This window comes from Campylobacter sp. BCW_4332 (assembly GCF_001763175.1).
Taxonomy (GTDB): Bacteria; Campylobacterota; Campylobacteria; order Campylobacterales; family Campylobacteraceae; genus Campylobacter_D; species Campylobacter_D jejuni.
Genome location: NZ_MJYF01000061.1, coordinates 48060 through 63580, shown reverse-complemented (window position 1 = coordinate 63580; position 15521 = coordinate 48060). Strand labels below are relative to the sequence as shown.

Annotated in this window: 12 protein-coding genes; 8 read left to right on the top strand and 4 right to left on the bottom strand. The window is 30.1% G+C overall.

Annotated elements, in window-relative coordinates; all coding sequences use genetic code 11:
* Window positions 1-24: 24 nt before the first annotated feature.
* Both glmS and AJN64_RS06520 read right to left on the bottom strand, forming a co-directional pair.
* Window positions 25-1821, bottom strand: coding sequence for a glutamine--fructose-6-phosphate transaminase (isomerizing) (gene glmS / locus AJN64_RS06525; protein WP_053872481.1), 1797 nt, complete (start codon window positions 1819-1821; stop codon window positions 25-27).
* A 3-nt stretch (window positions 1822-1824) separates the two neighbouring features.
* Window positions 1825-4173, bottom strand: a complete 2349-nt coding sequence (locus AJN64_RS06520; protein ID WP_053872482.1) for a nucleotidyltransferase — start codon at window positions 4171-4173, stop codon at window positions 1825-1827.
* A gap of 142 nt (window positions 4174-4315) precedes the next feature.
* On the opposite strand from AJN64_RS06520, the gene mqnE reads away from it, so the two are divergent.
* The 6 genes from mqnE to AJN64_RS06490 are packed head-to-tail and all read left to right on the top strand — an operon-like array spanning window position 4316 to window position 10960.
* Window positions 4316-5380, top strand: a complete 1065-nt coding sequence (gene mqnE, locus AJN64_RS06515; RefSeq protein WP_053872483.1) for an aminofutalosine synthase MqnE — start codon at window positions 4316-4318, stop codon at window positions 5378-5380.
* Between the two features lie 9 nt (window positions 5381-5389).
* Window positions 5390-6709, top strand: coding sequence for an NCS2 family permease (locus tag AJN64_RS06510; protein WP_053872484.1), 1320 nt, complete (start codon window positions 5390-5392; stop codon window positions 6707-6709).
* A 14-nt stretch (window positions 6710-6723) separates the two neighbouring features.
* Window positions 6724-7167, top strand: a complete 444-nt coding sequence (locus AJN64_RS06505; protein WP_002870634.1) for a phosphoribosyltransferase — start codon at window positions 6724-6726, stop codon at window positions 7165-7167.
* Window positions 7168-7211: 44 nt separating this feature from the next.
* Window positions 7212-7910 carry a VacJ family lipoprotein gene (locus AJN64_RS06500; RefSeq protein WP_052950137.1) on the top strand — a complete coding sequence of 233 codons (699 nt, stop codon included), beginning with the start codon at window positions 7212-7214 and terminating at the stop codon, window positions 7908-7910.
* Between the two features lie 9 nt (window positions 7911-7919).
* Window positions 7920-8489 (top strand): ABC transporter substrate-binding protein, encoded by a 570-nt coding sequence (locus tag AJN64_RS06495; protein ID WP_053872485.1) that lies wholly within the window; start codon window positions 7920-7922, stop codon window positions 8487-8489.
* Window positions 8489-10960: an efflux RND transporter permease subunit gene (locus tag AJN64_RS06490; RefSeq protein WP_002881492.1), complete on the top strand. Its 2472-nt coding sequence runs from the start codon at window positions 8489-8491 to the stop codon at window positions 10958-10960. The genes AJN64_RS06495 and AJN64_RS06490 overlap by 1 nt, the downstream gene beginning before the upstream one ends.
* A 30-nt stretch (window positions 10961-10990) precedes the next feature.
* On the opposite strand, the gene rdgB is transcribed toward AJN64_RS06490, so the two are convergent.
* Window positions 10991-11593 (bottom strand): RdgB/HAM1 family non-canonical purine NTP pyrophosphatase, encoded by a 603-nt coding sequence (gene rdgB / locus AJN64_RS06485; protein WP_002881493.1) that lies wholly within the window; start codon window positions 11591-11593, stop codon window positions 10991-10993.
* A gap of 166 nt (window positions 11594-11759) precedes the next feature.
* On the opposite strand from rdgB, the gene AJN64_RS06480 reads away from it, so the two are divergent.
* Together AJN64_RS06480 and AJN64_RS06475 are read left to right on the top strand one after the other, a co-directional pair.
* Entirely contained in the window at window positions 11760-13055 is a 1296-nt protein-coding gene (locus AJN64_RS06480; RefSeq protein ID WP_002881494.1) for an MFS transporter, read from the top strand.
* The gene (locus AJN64_RS06475) at window positions 13052-13861 is read left to right on the top strand and encodes an alpha/beta hydrolase (RefSeq protein WP_002881495.1); all 810 of its coding nucleotides are present in this window, start codon (window positions 13052-13054) and stop codon (window positions 13859-13861) included. Before AJN64_RS06480 ends, AJN64_RS06475 begins: the two co-directional genes overlap by 4 nt.
* Here AJN64_RS06475 and AJN64_RS06470 read toward each other — a convergent pair.
* Window positions 13854-15515, bottom strand: coding sequence for a 4Fe-4S dicluster domain-containing protein (locus AJN64_RS06470; protein WP_070292825.1), 1662 nt, complete (start codon window positions 15513-15515; stop codon window positions 13854-13856). The genes AJN64_RS06475 and AJN64_RS06470 overlap by 8 nt on opposite strands.
* Window positions 15516-15521: the final 6 nt, after the last annotated feature.

Here is a 15521-nt window from a genome sequence, read left to right as displayed (position 1 = left end):
TGCAGTTTCTTTAAACTGCACGGATTATTCGACTGTTACGCTTTTAGCCAAATTTCTTGGCATATCCACATCATTGCCAAGTCTTATAGAAATTTCCATTGCTAAAAGTTGAGTAATTACCATCATTTCAAAAAATTCACACATATAGTGATCTTGCTCATTGGTTTTTATAAAATCATCACTCAAATCAAATTCTAAAGGCGAAATGCTAAGCACTGTAGAATCCCTAGCTATAAGCTCTTCAACATTTGATTTTGTTTTTTCATAAAGCATATGCTTTGGCATTAAAGCTATAGTATAAAGTTTAGAATCAGCCAGAGCAATAGGGCCATGTTTCATCTCTCCTGCGGGATAACCCTCAGCATGAAGATAAGATAATTCTTTAAGTTTTAAAGCTCCTTCTAAGGCCAAAGGATAAAACACATCTCTACCTATAAAGAAAAAGCCATGTCCATCTAAATAACGCTTGGATAAACGATGAATTTTTTCATGTAAAGTTTGTTTTACACTCACACAATTTGGAGTATGCAAAAGCGCTTTAATTTCAGCAGAAACATTTAAATTTCTTTTTTGCGCCATAAAAATAGCAAGCATCCAAAGTGTTAAAACCTGAGTGGCAAAAGCTTTAGTTGAAGCAACTCCTTTTTCTATACCCGCACGAGTTAAAAGACTTAGATGTGCTAAACGCACTATATTAGAATTATCCACATTACAAATTGCAAAAGTCTTAGCACCCTGCTCTTTTGCAATCTTTAAAGCCTCTAAAGTGTCTGCTGTTTCTCCACTTTGAGAAATAACGATAAATAAAGAATCTTTTTTTATAATTGCTTCACGGTATCGAAATTCACTTGCAATTTCTACCTTAGCTTTAACTTTAGCAATTCTTTCAAACAAATAAGCACTTGCCATTGCAGCATGATAGCTTGTTCCACAAGCACAAAGCGTGATTTCATCTACTTGACTTAAATCTTCATTGTTTAGCTCATCAAAAACGACTTCATCGCCTTGAATACGTCCCATTAAAACTTCACTCATAACGCGACTTTGTTCATAAATTTCTTTTTCCATAAAAAAGCGGAAGCCATCTTTTTTTGCATAAGCCTTATCACCTGAAAGCTTAGAAAAACAAAGTGATTTTAAAACGTCATTTTCATAAACAACGAGCTCATCTTTACTCGCATAGCCTAAACTTAAATCTTCAAGATACATTACTTCATCACAACTTCCTATCAAAGGTGCATCACCCGAAGAAAAATACCATTCTTTATTTGCATTTTTACCGATAATCAAAGGAGCAGCATTTTTTGCAAAATACACATGATGGGGATCTTTTTTTGTTACTAACAAAGTAGCAAAAGCACCGCGAAGTTCTTTGATGGTTTTTTGCCAAGCTTCAAAAACTCCCAAATTTCTTGCATAAAATTCAAAAAGCTGGACAATAACTTCAGTATCTGTTTGGCTTAAAAAACTCACGCCTTCTTTTTCAAGTTTATCTTTGATTTCTTTATAATTTTCTATGATGCCATTGTGAATTACGCAAGAGTACTGTCCTAAATGAGGGTGTGCGTTGATTTCAGTAGGCTTACCATGAGTTGCCCATCTTGTATGACCTATAGCAAAACCATAACCTTGACTTTCAAAATCCATGCATTTATTCGCCAAATTTTCAAGTTTTCCTACAGCTTTAAAAAAACTAAGTTCGCCTTCTTGCATCACTGCCATACCCGCACTATCATAGCCACGATATTCTAATTCTTTAAGTCCATTTAGTATAATTTGTTTTTTTTCATTATTTCCTATATAGCCTACGATTCCACACATTTTTTACTCACTTATTAATAAATTAACTAGCTTTTGCTCGCTATGTTCTAATTTTTCATTCTTTTGAAAAATAAAAATATTGCGCGTCCTTTGTCTTATGGTTTGAATTTTTGCTGCGCATAAAACAAGTTCAAGTTCATTAAAAACATTCATCAAATACGCCATTAAACCCTGCTGATCTTTAGTATTAAGACCTAATTTGGCATACATTTTAGAATAATTTAAGTCTAATTTTAACTCATCTTTTTTAATGACTGGCTTTTTAATTTTTTTCAAATTAAAACCAGAAAGATTTGAATTTAAAAGCTCGCAAAGTTTTAGTTTTTGCTCATCACTGATAATATTATCATATTCAAACCTTAAATAAATTTTATCATCAAAAAGTTCAAAAAAATTCATGAAAATAAGATTTAAATTTGTTAAAGAACTTAAAATAATAGCGATATTAAAATGAAGTGGTGCAACAATTTGCAAACTAAGATTTGTTTCATTACTAAACCAAAATTTAAAATCATTTTCTTTGGCTAATTTAGAAATCATAACAATATCTTCAAAAGTATTTTTTATAATAAAAAGATTTGATTTGATATGTATGATTTTATCTTGCAAAATTTCATCTTGCTCTAAAAAAATCTTACTTCTTTTAAGTGTTAATTCTTTTTTTACTCTTCTTGCACTTTCTTCAAGTAGATTTTCATCTTCAAAACCTTGTTTTGCATTTTCTAAAAGTTTATCAAGAACCCTAAAATAAAAAGCATTGTAATTTAAAGCCTTAGCCTTTAGCCAAGTTAAAGTGTATAAAAGCTCTAAATTTTTTAAATTTTCTAGTTTAGAAACCAAGCTACTTACAACAATAGGATTATATATATCTTCTTTTTCTACAAGATCTTTTAAGGCATTATTGTTTTTAAATATTTTAAGACCCCATTCTAAAATTTCATTCTTTAAATCAAATTTGGAGCAATACGCTCTATATATGCCTGCTAAAGAAATTTCATTTTCACTTTCTATAGCGCTTAAAAGTATCACAAGCTTTAAAATCATTTTTTCATCGGTTTTAAGTTTTTGGAGTATCTCAAGCTCATCTTCGTATTTTTCAAATTCACTTAACATAAGAAAAACTTGCTCATCAAAACTATAATTTCCTTCTTCATCACTTAAAAAACGAACTGTCCAAAAAGGCTTGCATAAATCTTTTAAAATTCCACTATCAAGCAAAAGCTTTAAAACACAAAAACTATGCCTTTTATAAAAAATTTTCTCAAAAAGCATTAAAGCTTTTTCTATATCTTTTTTACCGTATTTCAATCTTCTTAGGGCAAAAACCAAGTTAAGATCGAAAATAACCTGTTTATCTTCAAGTTTTAATAAGTATTCTAAAACTTCCACAAGAGTTTTAAATTTATATTCTTGTTTAAGAGTATGATTTAATCCATCTTGAATTTGCTTTGCTAAAAAGTGTGTATAAAAACCTATAGTATGCATACTTTGCAAAGCCTTTTGAACCAACAACTCATTTGCTCCAAAATGTTTTTTAGCTTTTTTATACATTAATTCACTCAAGTCATGAACATTAATAAGTAAAAACTCATCCTCATCTTTAGCACTTAATAAATTCATCGCTGATTTTAAAGAAAGTAAAAAGTCTCCAGCTAAACGTAACTCGCTTAAATTTTTTTCATCTATAAAATTTAAAGCATAATTTTTTGGAGAAGTCTTAAAAAGAACAAGCAAACCCTCTAAGGATCTTAAATGATTTAATCCGCCAAAATCTTTTAAGATATTAAATTCTTGCTTTATAAATGGAATATCAAATTCTTTAAAATTTTCTAACAAAAGCTTGGCAAAATCATTTTTATTTTCTTCTAAAATACTCTCAAATTTCGTCTTAATCCCTTTAAATAAAATCCTAGAACCACATATAAAACGAGTTTGTATTATAGAAGTCTTAAGCTCATTGCTAGCATTATAAAGTCCATTAAATTCTAAGATAACAGAGTCAATTTGCAAATGCGCATCATTTAAAATTTCGATAAAAGCCTTAATCATAGGTTTTAAATGAAAAGCCTTAATATCTTTATAAACAAAAATCAAAGAAATACTTTCATTAAAACAAAGACTATTGTTTGCATATGCTTTGCTTGCTAAAACACAAAAAGGGATATTATCACTTGGAGGTGAAAAATCATCAAAATAATCTTTAAGAACTATATCATAAGCTTTTTTTATGAAATTATCCATATTTTTAGAATGATATAAGCTAAACGCCCCTTGCTTAAGAAAAAATTTTCTACAACTTTGGGTATAGGAACTAAGATTTTTTTTAAAAATTTCTAATTCTTTATTTAACAAAATTTCCACTCTCTTTAAATTTTAATATTTTAATAATAATCTTAACAAAAATATCTTTTATTTTGGCTTTTTCTATAAACTCTTTTTCAGTAAGCAAAAATTATAATGCTTTATTTAAAAACAGCAAAAGAGTAAAATTAAAATGAAAAATTTAATTACCAAACTAGAAAATGAAGAAAGATTAAACCAAGAAGAAGCCAATGCACTTTGGGATTTAGATCTTTTTACCCTAGGCAAATACGCTCACAAAAAACGCACCAAACTTCATGGAAAAAAAGTTTATTTTAATATTAATCGCCATATCAATCCAACCAATATCTGTGCAGATACCTGTAAATTTTGCGCCTTTTCAGCACACCGAAAAAATCCTAATCCTTATTTGATGACTCATGAAGAAATCATGAAAATTGTTGATGAAACCGTAAAACGAGAAACCAAAGAAGTGCATATCGTTTCAGCTCACAACAAAGATACAACTTGGCAATGGTACTTAGGAATTTTTAAAATGATAAAAGAAAAATATCCCAATCTTCATGTGAAAGCTATGACTGCTGCTGAGATTGATTTTTTACATCGTCGTTTTAAAATGAGCTATGAAGAAGTGATAGAAAAAATGCTTGAATACGGCGTTGATTCCATGCCAGGCGGTGGAGCTGAAATTTTTGATGAAGAAGTGCGTAAGAAAATTTGCCATGGAAAAGTTAGCAGTGAAAATTGGCTTAAAATTCATAAACTTTGGCATGAAAAAGGCAAGCAAAGTAATGCTACCATGCTTTTTGGGCATATAGAAGAAAGACTTCACAGGATCGATCATATGTTAAGACTGCGTGATCTTCAGGATCAAACTGGTGGTTTTAATGCTTTTATCCCTCTAGTTTGGCAAAGGAATAATAGCTTTATACAAATTGATAAAATCATGGATAGTGAAGAAATTTTAAAAACCATTGCCATTGCTCGTTTAGTGCTTGATAATATTAAAAATATCAAAGCTTACTGGGCAACAATGACTTTAAATTTAGCCATGGTAGCACAAGAATTTGGGGCTAATGATTTAGATGGCACTATAGAAAAAGAAAGCATACAAAGCGCAGGTGGTGCAAAATCTGCCAAAGGCACAAGTTTAAAAACTTTTATCGATATGATAAAAACTTCAAATCTTATTCCTGTAGAACGCGATAGTTTATATAACGAGCTAAAAACCTACTAAGGAGAAAAAATGGACTTTTTTAAACTCAAAGAAAACAATACGAGTTTTAAAACTGAAGTTATAGCAGGGCTTACTACTTTTTTGGCTATGGTTTATATTATCCCTGTAAATTCTAGCATAGTAGGAAATACAGGAATGCCTATAGAAGCTTTAATCACCGCAACAGCTTTAATCACCATAGTTGCAAGTGCTTTTAATGCTTTTTTCGCCAATACTCCTGTAGCTATGAGTGTGGGAATGGGTTTAAATGCTTATTTTACCTTTGCGGTTTGTTTAGGTCAAAACATAGCTTGGCAAAGTGCCTTAGGAGCTGTTTTTATTTCAAGTATTATTTTTCTCATACTTTCTTTTACACATTTTCGCCTTTGGGTAATCCGCAATATCCCAAAAGATTTACGCCTTGCAATTTGTGCGGGCATAGGTTGTTTTATTGCATTTTTAGGTTTAAGTCAAATGGGTGTGATAATGCATAATAAAGATACTTTAGTCAGCATAGGAAATTTCAAAAGCCCTCATGTGCTTTTTGGAATTTTTACCCTAGCTTTAATCATCTTTTTTTGGGCTATAAAACTTCGCGGAGCTTTTATTTTGGGGGTATTAGTAAGCTCTATTATCGCTTGGATTTTTCATTTAGATAATGCAAGTTTTCCTGTGCAAATCTTTTCTTTGCCAAATTTTAGCATGGAAAATGGTTTAGGAGCCATCTTTTTACAACTTGATATCAAAAGCGCCTTAAATATTACTATGATACCTATAATTCTTACTTTTTTCATCACTCAACTTTTTGATAGTATAGGAACTATCACAGGTGTGGGTGAAAGAGGAAAGATTTTTGATGATCCAAAAAATGGAGAAAAAAAACTAAGCAAAACCTTAATGGCAGATGCAACAGGATCAGCCTTAGGAGCTATGACAGGCACTTCTACAGTTACTGCTTTTGTAGAAAGCACTACAGGTGTTGAAAGTGGAGGAAGAACGGGGCTTACAGCTTTAGTTGTAGCTATTTGTTTTGCTTTTACACTTTTTTTACTGCCACTTTTTAAAGCCATTCCTGCAAATGCAATATACCCCGTACTTATAATGGTTGGAATTTTAATGTTTATGGAAGTTAAAAATATAGATTTTAAAGATAATGCTATAGCTGTAGCAAGCTTTTTTACTATTATCATGATGCCTTTTACTTACTCCATTACCACAGGTTTTGCTTTTGGTTTTCTTTCTTATTTACTTGTAAGAATTTTTAAACGCGAATGGGATAAAATCAATCTTGGCATTATAGTTTTAAGTTTATTATCTTTGGGTAATTTTTTACTTATGGCACTACAATAAATTAAGGATATATAATGATATTTTACTCCTATGAAGAATTTAAAGAAGATGTAAAAATTCTTGCTAAAGAAATTAAAAAAGATTTTAACCCTGATGCACTTTTAGCTATAGCAAGAGGAGGAATGAGTTTAGGACACTCTTTAGCAGTAGCTTTAAAAACACGTCAGCTTTTTGCTTTAAACTCAATTCATTACGATGATACAAAAAAACTTGATACTATTGAAATTTTTAATATTCCTGATTTAAGCAAGCACAAAAAAATTCTACTCATTGATGATATAGTAGATAGCGGAGAAAGTTTAGTAGAAATAAAAAAAGTTTTGCTTGAAAAATTTCCTCATATAGAACTTAAAATTGCAACCATTTTTTACAAAAAAACCGCTCTTTTGGAGCCTGATTTTAAAGTAAAAGAAGCTACTGAATGGGTGGATTTTTACTGGGATATAAATCTTGATTAAAAATTTGCTATAATCTTACTTTTAAAATTTTTAGGAGTTTTTGTTTGAGAATAAAATTTATATCTTTTATTTTAATTTTTTTTACTATTTTTGCTTTTGCTAAAGAACAAAATTTAGATGATTTTGAACAAGAATACCAAAACTATCAAGTAAACGATCCGCTTTCAGGATATAACAAAGCTATGACAAGCTTTAATGTGGCTTTATATGATTATGGTTTGCGTCCCGTTCTTAAGGGCTATAACGCCATCACCCCTGAATTTATAAGATTAGGAGTAAGAAATTTCTTTGATAATTTACTTGCTCCTTTGCGTTTTATAAGCAATGTTTTGCAGTTTAAATTTAAAGAAGCGGGAGAAGAATTTAAAAGATTTACCGCCAATACCATTATGGGCTTTGGTGGACTTATGGATGTGGCATCAAAAATGGGTCTTAAAAAACATCCCGCGGACTTAGGAACCGTTTTGGCTCACTGGGGCGTAGGAAGCGGTTTTCATATTGTCTTACCTATACTTGGCCCTAGTAATCTTAGAGACACTCTTGCTTTACCTGCAACTTGGTATGCAAGTTTTACCGCTTACATTGATCCTACTTGGGCAAGTATAGCTATAAGCGCTTATGGATTTGGCAATGAACTTAGTTTTAGACTTGATGAAATTGATGAAATTTATCACAACACGCCTAATTTATATCCATTCTTGCGTGATGCTTACGAGCAAAGACGCAATGAACTTAGCAAATAAAGGAAAATAATGAAAAAAATATTTCTAATCTTGGCTTTATTTTTTAATGCTTTTGCCTTACAGCTAGATGAAATTTCTAGTACTATGCAAAAAAACATTGATGCAAGCTTAAAACTTTTACAAGATAGCAAAGAAGATAAAAAACAAGCTGCTGATGGAATTTTTAAACTTTTTGATAGTATAATAGATTATAAACTCATGGCAAAACTCAGTCTTTCAAAAAATTATTCTAAATTAACCCCAAAAGAACAAGAAAAATTTACCACAGCCTTTGAAGCAAGTCTTAAAAAAAGTTTTACCGATAAACTCAGTCTTTATAAAGATCAGGTTTTAAAGGTCAAAAATGGTGAGTTAAAAAATGAAAAACGCTATTTTTTAACCACTTCTATGGTAGTAGATGGGGAAGAAAAAAATATCATTTTCAAATTTTACAATGATAATAACAACTGGCTTATTTATGATGTAGATGTTTTAGGTGTGAGTATAATACAAACTTATAGATCACAATTTGGAGATATTTTAGCCAACCAAGGCTTTGATGCCCTACTTCAAAAACTTGAAAGCATTGTCATAGAATAATGTTTGCAAAGCTTTTAAAGTTTTTTATTTCTCGTCCAAAAAGTACTTTTTTTGGAACCTTATTTATATGCCTGTTTTTAAGCTTTTTTGCTTTTAAGCTTAGCGTAGATGCAAGTGCTGAAAGTTTGCTTTTAGAAGATGATGCGGATTTAAAAACTTTTAGAGAAATTTCAAAACATTATAAAAGTGATAATTTTTTACTTTTAGCCTTCAAACCCTATGATGAAAAACCTTTTTCAAATGAAAATTTAGCCAAATTAAAAAAACTTCATGAAGAATTAGAAAAAGCCCCTTTAGTAGAACGCGTTTTTAGTATCATCAATGCCCCTTTGCTTCAAAGTTCGCAAAATACGGATTTAAAAGAACTTTTAAAAAATATCCCAAATATAGAAAGCCAAGATATAAACCGCACAAAAGCCCAAAATGAAATTTTAAATAGTCCCTTTTATAAAAATAATATCATCTCAAAAGATGGAAAAGTAACAGGGCTTATTATTTACTTAAAGCCTGATACAGTTTATAATAATCTTATAGAAAAACGCGATCTTGCTACCGATGAAAAAGAAAAAGATCAAATTCGTCTTGCCATAAAAGAACATCAAGACAAGCAAAAAGTTATCACGAAACAAAGTCTAGATACTATTAAAAGCATAGCTCGCACTTATGAAAAAAACAAAGATACGCTCTACCTTGGTGGCGTAAGCATGATCGCTGATGATATGATAGCTTATATAAAATCTGATCTTGTGCTTTATGGTGTTTCTCTTGTATTTTTACTAGGACTTGCACTTTATTATTTTTTCCGTTCATGGCGCTTTGTTTTTTTACCTCTTTTTATTTGTTTTATAAGCCTAAGTGCGGCTAGTGGAGTTTTTGCACTTTTAAATTTTCAAATCACGGTTATTTCATCAAATTATGTTGCTTTGGTTTTAATTATCACCTTAAGTGTAGTTGTTCATTTGATCACGCATTTTATCGAAAGCACCCAAAATCATCCCAAAGCTAAAGTTGAGCGCATAGTGCTTCAAACCTTACTAGCCAAAGCAAATCCTAGCCTTTATGCCATTGTTACAACGATGATAGGATTTTTTTCTTTAATCCTATCAAATATCGAACCTATCATAAAACTTGGCATTATGATGAGTATAGGTATAGGTTTAGCTCTTATCTTTAGTTATTTGTTTTTAGCAAGTATCTTAGTTCTTTTAAAACCAAAAAATTATCATAAAAAAGAGTTTAAATTTAATCTTTTAGCCTTTTGTGCTAAAACCGCTCTTGATCCTAAAAAGCGTCGCATGATTTATGGAATTTCAGTTCTTGCTATAATCTTAGCTTTAATAGGCATTTCAAAACTCAGAGTTGAAAATTCTTTTGTCAATTATTTCAAAGATGGTAGTGAAATCAAAAAAGGACTTTTGGTTATTGATAAAAATCTAGGTGGAACCTTGCCTTTAGAAGTAATCATTCGTTTTCAAAATAATAAAAACGATCAAAATACAAGCGATACTCTTGATAGTTTTGAAAGTGAATTTGAAAATTTAGCCACACAAGAAACTTATTGGTTTGACTCTAAAAAAACACGCATTGCAAAAAAAGTTCATGAATTTTTAGAAAACAAAGAATTTGTAGGTTCGGTTTTAAGTCTTAATAGTCTTTTAACCCTAGGGAAAAATATCAACGATGGAAAAGAGTTAAATGATTTTGCCCTTGCATTTTTAAATGAGAATTTACCTGCTAAATTTAAACAAGACTTGCTTTCGCCTTTTGTAAGTATAGAAAATAACGAGTTAAGATTTAGTATGCGTATTGTTGACTCTGATCCGAATTTAAGACGTAATGAGTTTTTAATAGATCTTAAAAAACAGCTCAACGAGCTTGTAAAAAACGATGGAGTAGAAGTACAAATCACAGGTATAATGGTGCTTTATAATAATATGCTTCAAAGTCTTTTTTCATCGCAATTTGATACTCTTATATTTGTAATTTTAACTATTTTTATACTTTTTATCATTGTTTTTAGAGATTTAAAATTTTCAGTTGCGGCTATATTAGTAAATGTTATTCCTTTAAGCGTGGTTTTTGCTCTTATGGGACTTTTAGGTATTCCTTTGGATATGATGAGTATTACTATAGCTGCTATTGCTATAGGCATAGGCGTTGATGATGCCCTGCACTATATTTATCGTTTTAGGGAAGAAATTAAAAACAAAAGCCTAGAAGAAGCCATTATGATTTCTCACCTTAGTATAGGTTCGGCACTTTATTATACCACAATTAGCATAGTTTTAGGTTTTAGCGTGATGATGAGTAGCAATTTCATTCCAACAATTTATTTTGGAATTTTAACCGTTTTTGTAATGATTTTGCTTTTAAGTGGAAGTTTGTTCTTGTTACCAAGCTTTTTAATTACTATTTATTCTAAGAAAACCAAGTTTCCAAACCAACATAAAGAGCATATATTAAAACAATAATAGCTATATATTTTAAAAAATTTTTCATTTTTATCCTTTATTTAAAATCTTTAAAATGATTTTTGCAAGCTCTAAGGCTTTAAAACGATGAGAGATATTATTCTTCTCATCCACGCTAAGTTGGGCTAAGGTTTTATCAAAACCCTTTGGAATAAAAAGACTATCATAACCAAAACCATTTTCACCTTTTTCTGTATCTATTACTTTTCCATGCATGCTTCCATGCGTGCTAAACTCCCCCATCAAACCCACCATAGCAATAGCAGCAACATAATGCGCCTTACTTTGTTTAAAACCTTTTTTTACCATTTCATTGACAAGTTTATCACGGTTATTTTTATCATCGCTTTTACCACTAAATCGAGCAGAATAAATTCCTGGATTTCCTTCTAAAACATCTACACAAATGCCACTATCATCACTTAAAGCGATAAAATCTTTTTTTTGTTTTTCATCTAAAGCATTAAAAACCGCTCTTGCTTTAATCAAGGCGTTTTCTTTAAAAGTTTTTCCATTTTCTTCAATCTCAAAAGGCATTAAAACTTCATCAAAAGCATAAATTTCAAAATCTTTTAAAATTTCTTTAAGTTCTAAAACTTTATGCTTATTGCTCGTAGCTAGGATAATCTTCATAACAAAAGCTCCAAAATAATATCAAAAACAAAAATATGATTTTATAAAATTTATCCTTGTGCGTAGCTTTTAAATATCAAATGATAAAACGATGTTAATCAACGCTTAATACATTTCATAGTAAAATTATCCTAATTTAAATTTCAAATTTAATAGGAAATTGATAATGCTAAATAATGTCTTACCCTTATCTTTCATAGTTGGAACAAGATTTTTTGGGCTGTTTATAGTTTTGCCAGTTCTAAGTCTTTATGCTTTAAAACTTGAAGGTGCTAATGAATTTTTAGTGGGACTTTTAGTTGGTGTTTACGCCTTAACCCAAATGATTTTACAAATGCCTTTTGGAATTTTAAGTGATAAAATTGGTCGTAAAAAAACCATGTTCATTGGACTGATTATTTTTATAATAGGCTCTTTAATCTGTTCTTTTGCGGAAAATATCTACATCATGCTTTTAGGAAGAATGCTCCAAGGTGCAGGAGCTATTGGAGCAGTAGCTACAGCAATGATAAGTGATTTTATCACAGAAGAAAATCGTGGTAAAGCCATGGCGGTAATGGGTTCTTTTATAGGACTTAGTTTTGCAGCTTCTATGGTGATCTCTCCTTTAATGAGTGCAAAATGGGGTTTATCTAGCCTTTTTGATCTTAGTGCAGCTTTGTCTCTTTTATGTATAATTTTACTTTATACCGTTATACCTAAAGAAAATAAAATCACTCATGAAAATGAAAAAACTCCTTTTTTCCATCTTATTAAACAAAAAAATTTAGCCCTTATGAATCTTACTAATTTCATGCAAAAAATGCTTATGAGTATAGCATTTTTAAGTATTCCTATTATTCTAGTAAAACATTTAGGCTTTGCTTCTGATAAACTTTGGATTGTTTATAGCGCTTCTATGGTAGCAGGTTTTATCGCTATGGGCTTTGCTGGAAGTTTAGGTGAAAAAAGAGGTTTAGCTAAACAAATTTTACTCTTAGGAATTGTTTTTTTCATACTTTCTTATCTTTTTTTTGCTTTTAGTAATTCTATGGATTTTTTTATCATAGCAGTTGTGATTTTTTTTATAGGTTTTAATTTACACGAACCTATTATGCAAAGTTGTGCATCAAAATTTTGTAAAGTTCATGAAAAAGGTGCGGCATTAGGGTTGTTTAATGCTTTTGGATATGGTGGAAGTTTTATAGGTGGTATTATCGGAGGGATATTTTTACATCTAGATGCCTTAAATCTTTTGGCTATTATTTTAGTAATTTTAGCCCTAATTTGGCTTGTGGCATTATTTTTCTTAAAAAATCCAGCTGATTTTAAAAACCTTTATCTACCTTTAGACACACCTTTAAATTTTAGTAGTTTTAGTGAAAATTTAGGGGTTGTAGATATTTATAAAAACTCTAAAAATCTTGTTGTTAAATTTGATAGCAAACTTACAAATAAAAAAGAATTAGAAGAAAAATTATGAAAAAAATATTATTTTTATTCTGTTCTTTTTTTCTAGCTTTTGCAAAACCAAGTCTAGAGATACCCAAGCTCTCAAAACAAGCAAAACAAAACTTTATTTTAGAAAATGTCAAATTTAATTATAATGACACAATATATAAAATTTTTATAGCTAAAAACAAGAATGAAAACTCAAATTATAAATATAAAATCATTTATTTACTCGATGGAAATGCTTTTTTTCCTCTTTTTTTAAATCTTTTCAACACTCCTGTCAAAGAAAATCTTTTAATTATTGGAATAGGTTATGATAATAATTTAGCTTTTGACACACAAAAACGCACTAAAGATTATACGCCTGCAACAAATTTAAATAAACAAGGTGGAGGTAGTAAAGAATTTAGAAATTTTTTAATAACCCAACTCATCCCTTATATCAACAAAATGTATCCTATTGATTTTAGCCATCGAATTCTCTTTGGACATTCTTTTGGAGGACTTTTTGCCATTGATACACTTCTTTATGATAGTAAGATTTTTAGTCATTATTTTATTATTTCTCCTTCTTTATGGTGGGATAATAGTGAGTTTTTACCTAACATCATAAAATTACAAACTTGCCCTAAAATTTACATCGGATTAGGTTCATTGGAAACAAATTCAAGTATTATCAAAGGTGTAGCTAAGCTCAATGCTCAAAAACTTAGCGAAAAAATATCCAAAGAAACTAATTGTAAAACTCATTTTAAACTTTTTAAAAATGAAACTCATGGAAGTATCATATCTAAAGCTATGCTGTGGATGAAAAAGCTTCTTGATCTTAATTAATCATTGCTTTTATCATCACTTTTGCCTTGCAATCTGCACAACAATAAAGTGTTTTGATTTTATTCTCATCATTACCAAATTTAGGTTTCATTAAATTGGCTATTTTTTCTACAGCTTTTTTGGTCGCAAATTCTTTACCGCATTCTATACAGGAAAAAAGCTCATCTTTTGCCATGGTTTGATATTCAAAATAAGAAGCTCTAAACTCCATTCCACTACGAAATAATTTTAAAGTATCTTTTTCAGCACAACTTAACTCACAATACCCACAAGTCGTACAAAGAGAAGCATTGAATTTCAAAGCATTTTCTTGTTTATCAGCGATTAAAGCTCCTACATTACAGGCACCCACACAAGAAAGACAAAGCGTACAGGTATTAGGATTGATTTCTACCTTACCATAACGCAACCATTCGCCACTTTCTATACTACCAAAATCTTCATTTTTTATCATTTCTTGCATTCTTTTGGCAAAATTTTCTCTTGTAGTTAAGGTGTTATTATGAAAATCATATTTTAAATCTTGTATGAATTCTTGCTCTTTTAAAACATTTTGCAATTCTTTTTCATCTTTAGCAACAAAAATAGCTTTTTTTTGAAATTTTCTCTCAAAAAAAGTATTTAAAAGCGTAATGGCTTCATTGCTACCACGAGATACAAAGTCCGTATAAAAAACCAAATTTGCACCACTATTTTGCAAAAGTGTTAAAAAATGCATAGAAGAAAGCCATTTTTCACCCTCTATCATAAAGGGTAAAACATCTTTTGGTAAAGCAAGATTTAAATTTTCTAAAGACATTTTTTTAGGAATGATTAAAATTTTTTTATCTTTATAAAACTCACAAAGGGTAAAAAAACTTTCTCTTGGCATAGGAGCATAATCAAGCGATCCGCTAGGACACACACTAATACATCCTCCACAACCCAAACAATCCACTTGAGAAAATTCTAAATGCTTTTTTTCATCATCTTTTAAAATCGCCACAGTAGGACAAATTTCAGCACATTTTGCACAATGCTCACTGCGTCTTTCGTGGTATTGACACACGCTAGCATTATAGCTAATATAAGTTTTATAGTGATATTTTGGACTTTTGCTTTGTAAAAACTCCAACAATACTTCAAGATTTTCAAAATTTAAAAGATTATAACATCCACTTTGTCTTGTAAAATCTTTACGCATAACGCTTAAATCCTCAGCTTTAAAAAGTAAAAAATCAAAATCTATTTCAACTTCTTCGCCTTGATTTTTAACCACAGCACAAAGCTCCCCTACACTTCCAAAAACAGCTAAAATTTCTGCACTACTTAAAGCAATAACCTTAAATCCATGTTCTTTTAAAAAATCTACAGTTTGAGTATCGCTATCTGCTAAAACCAAACGATTTTGCACTTCTTTGCTTTGTTCTAAATCAAGCCCTAAATCATAAACACTAGCTCTTGCTTCATAAAGCGTTAAAACATTTTTACTTTGCTCTAAAATTTCATCTTGAGAATTTTTAAGATAAAAATTAATCTCAGGGGCATAAATTTGTGCTTTTTGATTTTTATCATTGCAAATTAATGCTTCTTTATCATTTGCCTGATCTAAAATTTCAATAGCATCAGGCAAAGGGATTAAAACATCATTTTTTATATAAACAAAATCTTGCATTATCTT

What these genes read in the sequence shown, in the direction of transcription:
- glmS (WP_053872481.1), bottom strand. Translation starts at nt 1,821, where the DNA reads ATGTGTGGAATCGTAGGCTATATAGGAAATAATGAAAAAAAACAAATT.
- mqnE (WP_053872483.1), top strand. Translation starts at nt 4,316, where the DNA reads ATGAAAAATTTAATTACCAAACTAGAAAATGAAGAAAGATTAAACCAA.
- AJN64_RS06510 (WP_053872484.1), top strand. Translation starts at nt 5,390, where the DNA reads ATGGACTTTTTTAAACTCAAAGAAAACAATACGAGTTTTAAAACTGAA.
- AJN64_RS06505 (WP_002870634.1), top strand. Translation starts at nt 6,724, where the DNA reads ATGATATTTTACTCCTATGAAGAATTTAAAGAAGATGTAAAAATTCTT.
- AJN64_RS06495 (WP_053872485.1), top strand. Translation starts at nt 7,920, where the DNA reads ATGAAAAAAATATTTCTAATCTTGGCTTTATTTTTTAATGCTTTTGCC.
- AJN64_RS06490 (WP_002881492.1), top strand. Translation starts at nt 8,489, where the DNA reads ATGTTTGCAAAGCTTTTAAAGTTTTTTATTTCTCGTCCAAAAAGTACT.
- rdgB (WP_002881493.1), bottom strand. Translation starts at nt 11,593, where the DNA reads ATGAAGATTATCCTAGCTACGAGCAATAAGCATAAAGTTTTAGAACTT.
- AJN64_RS06480 (WP_002881494.1), top strand. Translation starts at nt 11,760, where the DNA reads ATGCTAAATAATGTCTTACCCTTATCTTTCATAGTTGGAACAAGATTT.
- AJN64_RS06475 (WP_002881495.1), top strand. Translation starts at nt 13,052, where the DNA reads ATGAAAAAAATATTATTTTTATTCTGTTCTTTTTTTCTAGCTTTTGCA.
- AJN64_RS06470 (WP_070292825.1), bottom strand. Translation starts at nt 15,515, where the DNA reads ATGCAAGATTTTGTTTATATAAAAAATGATGTTTTAATCCCTTTGCCT.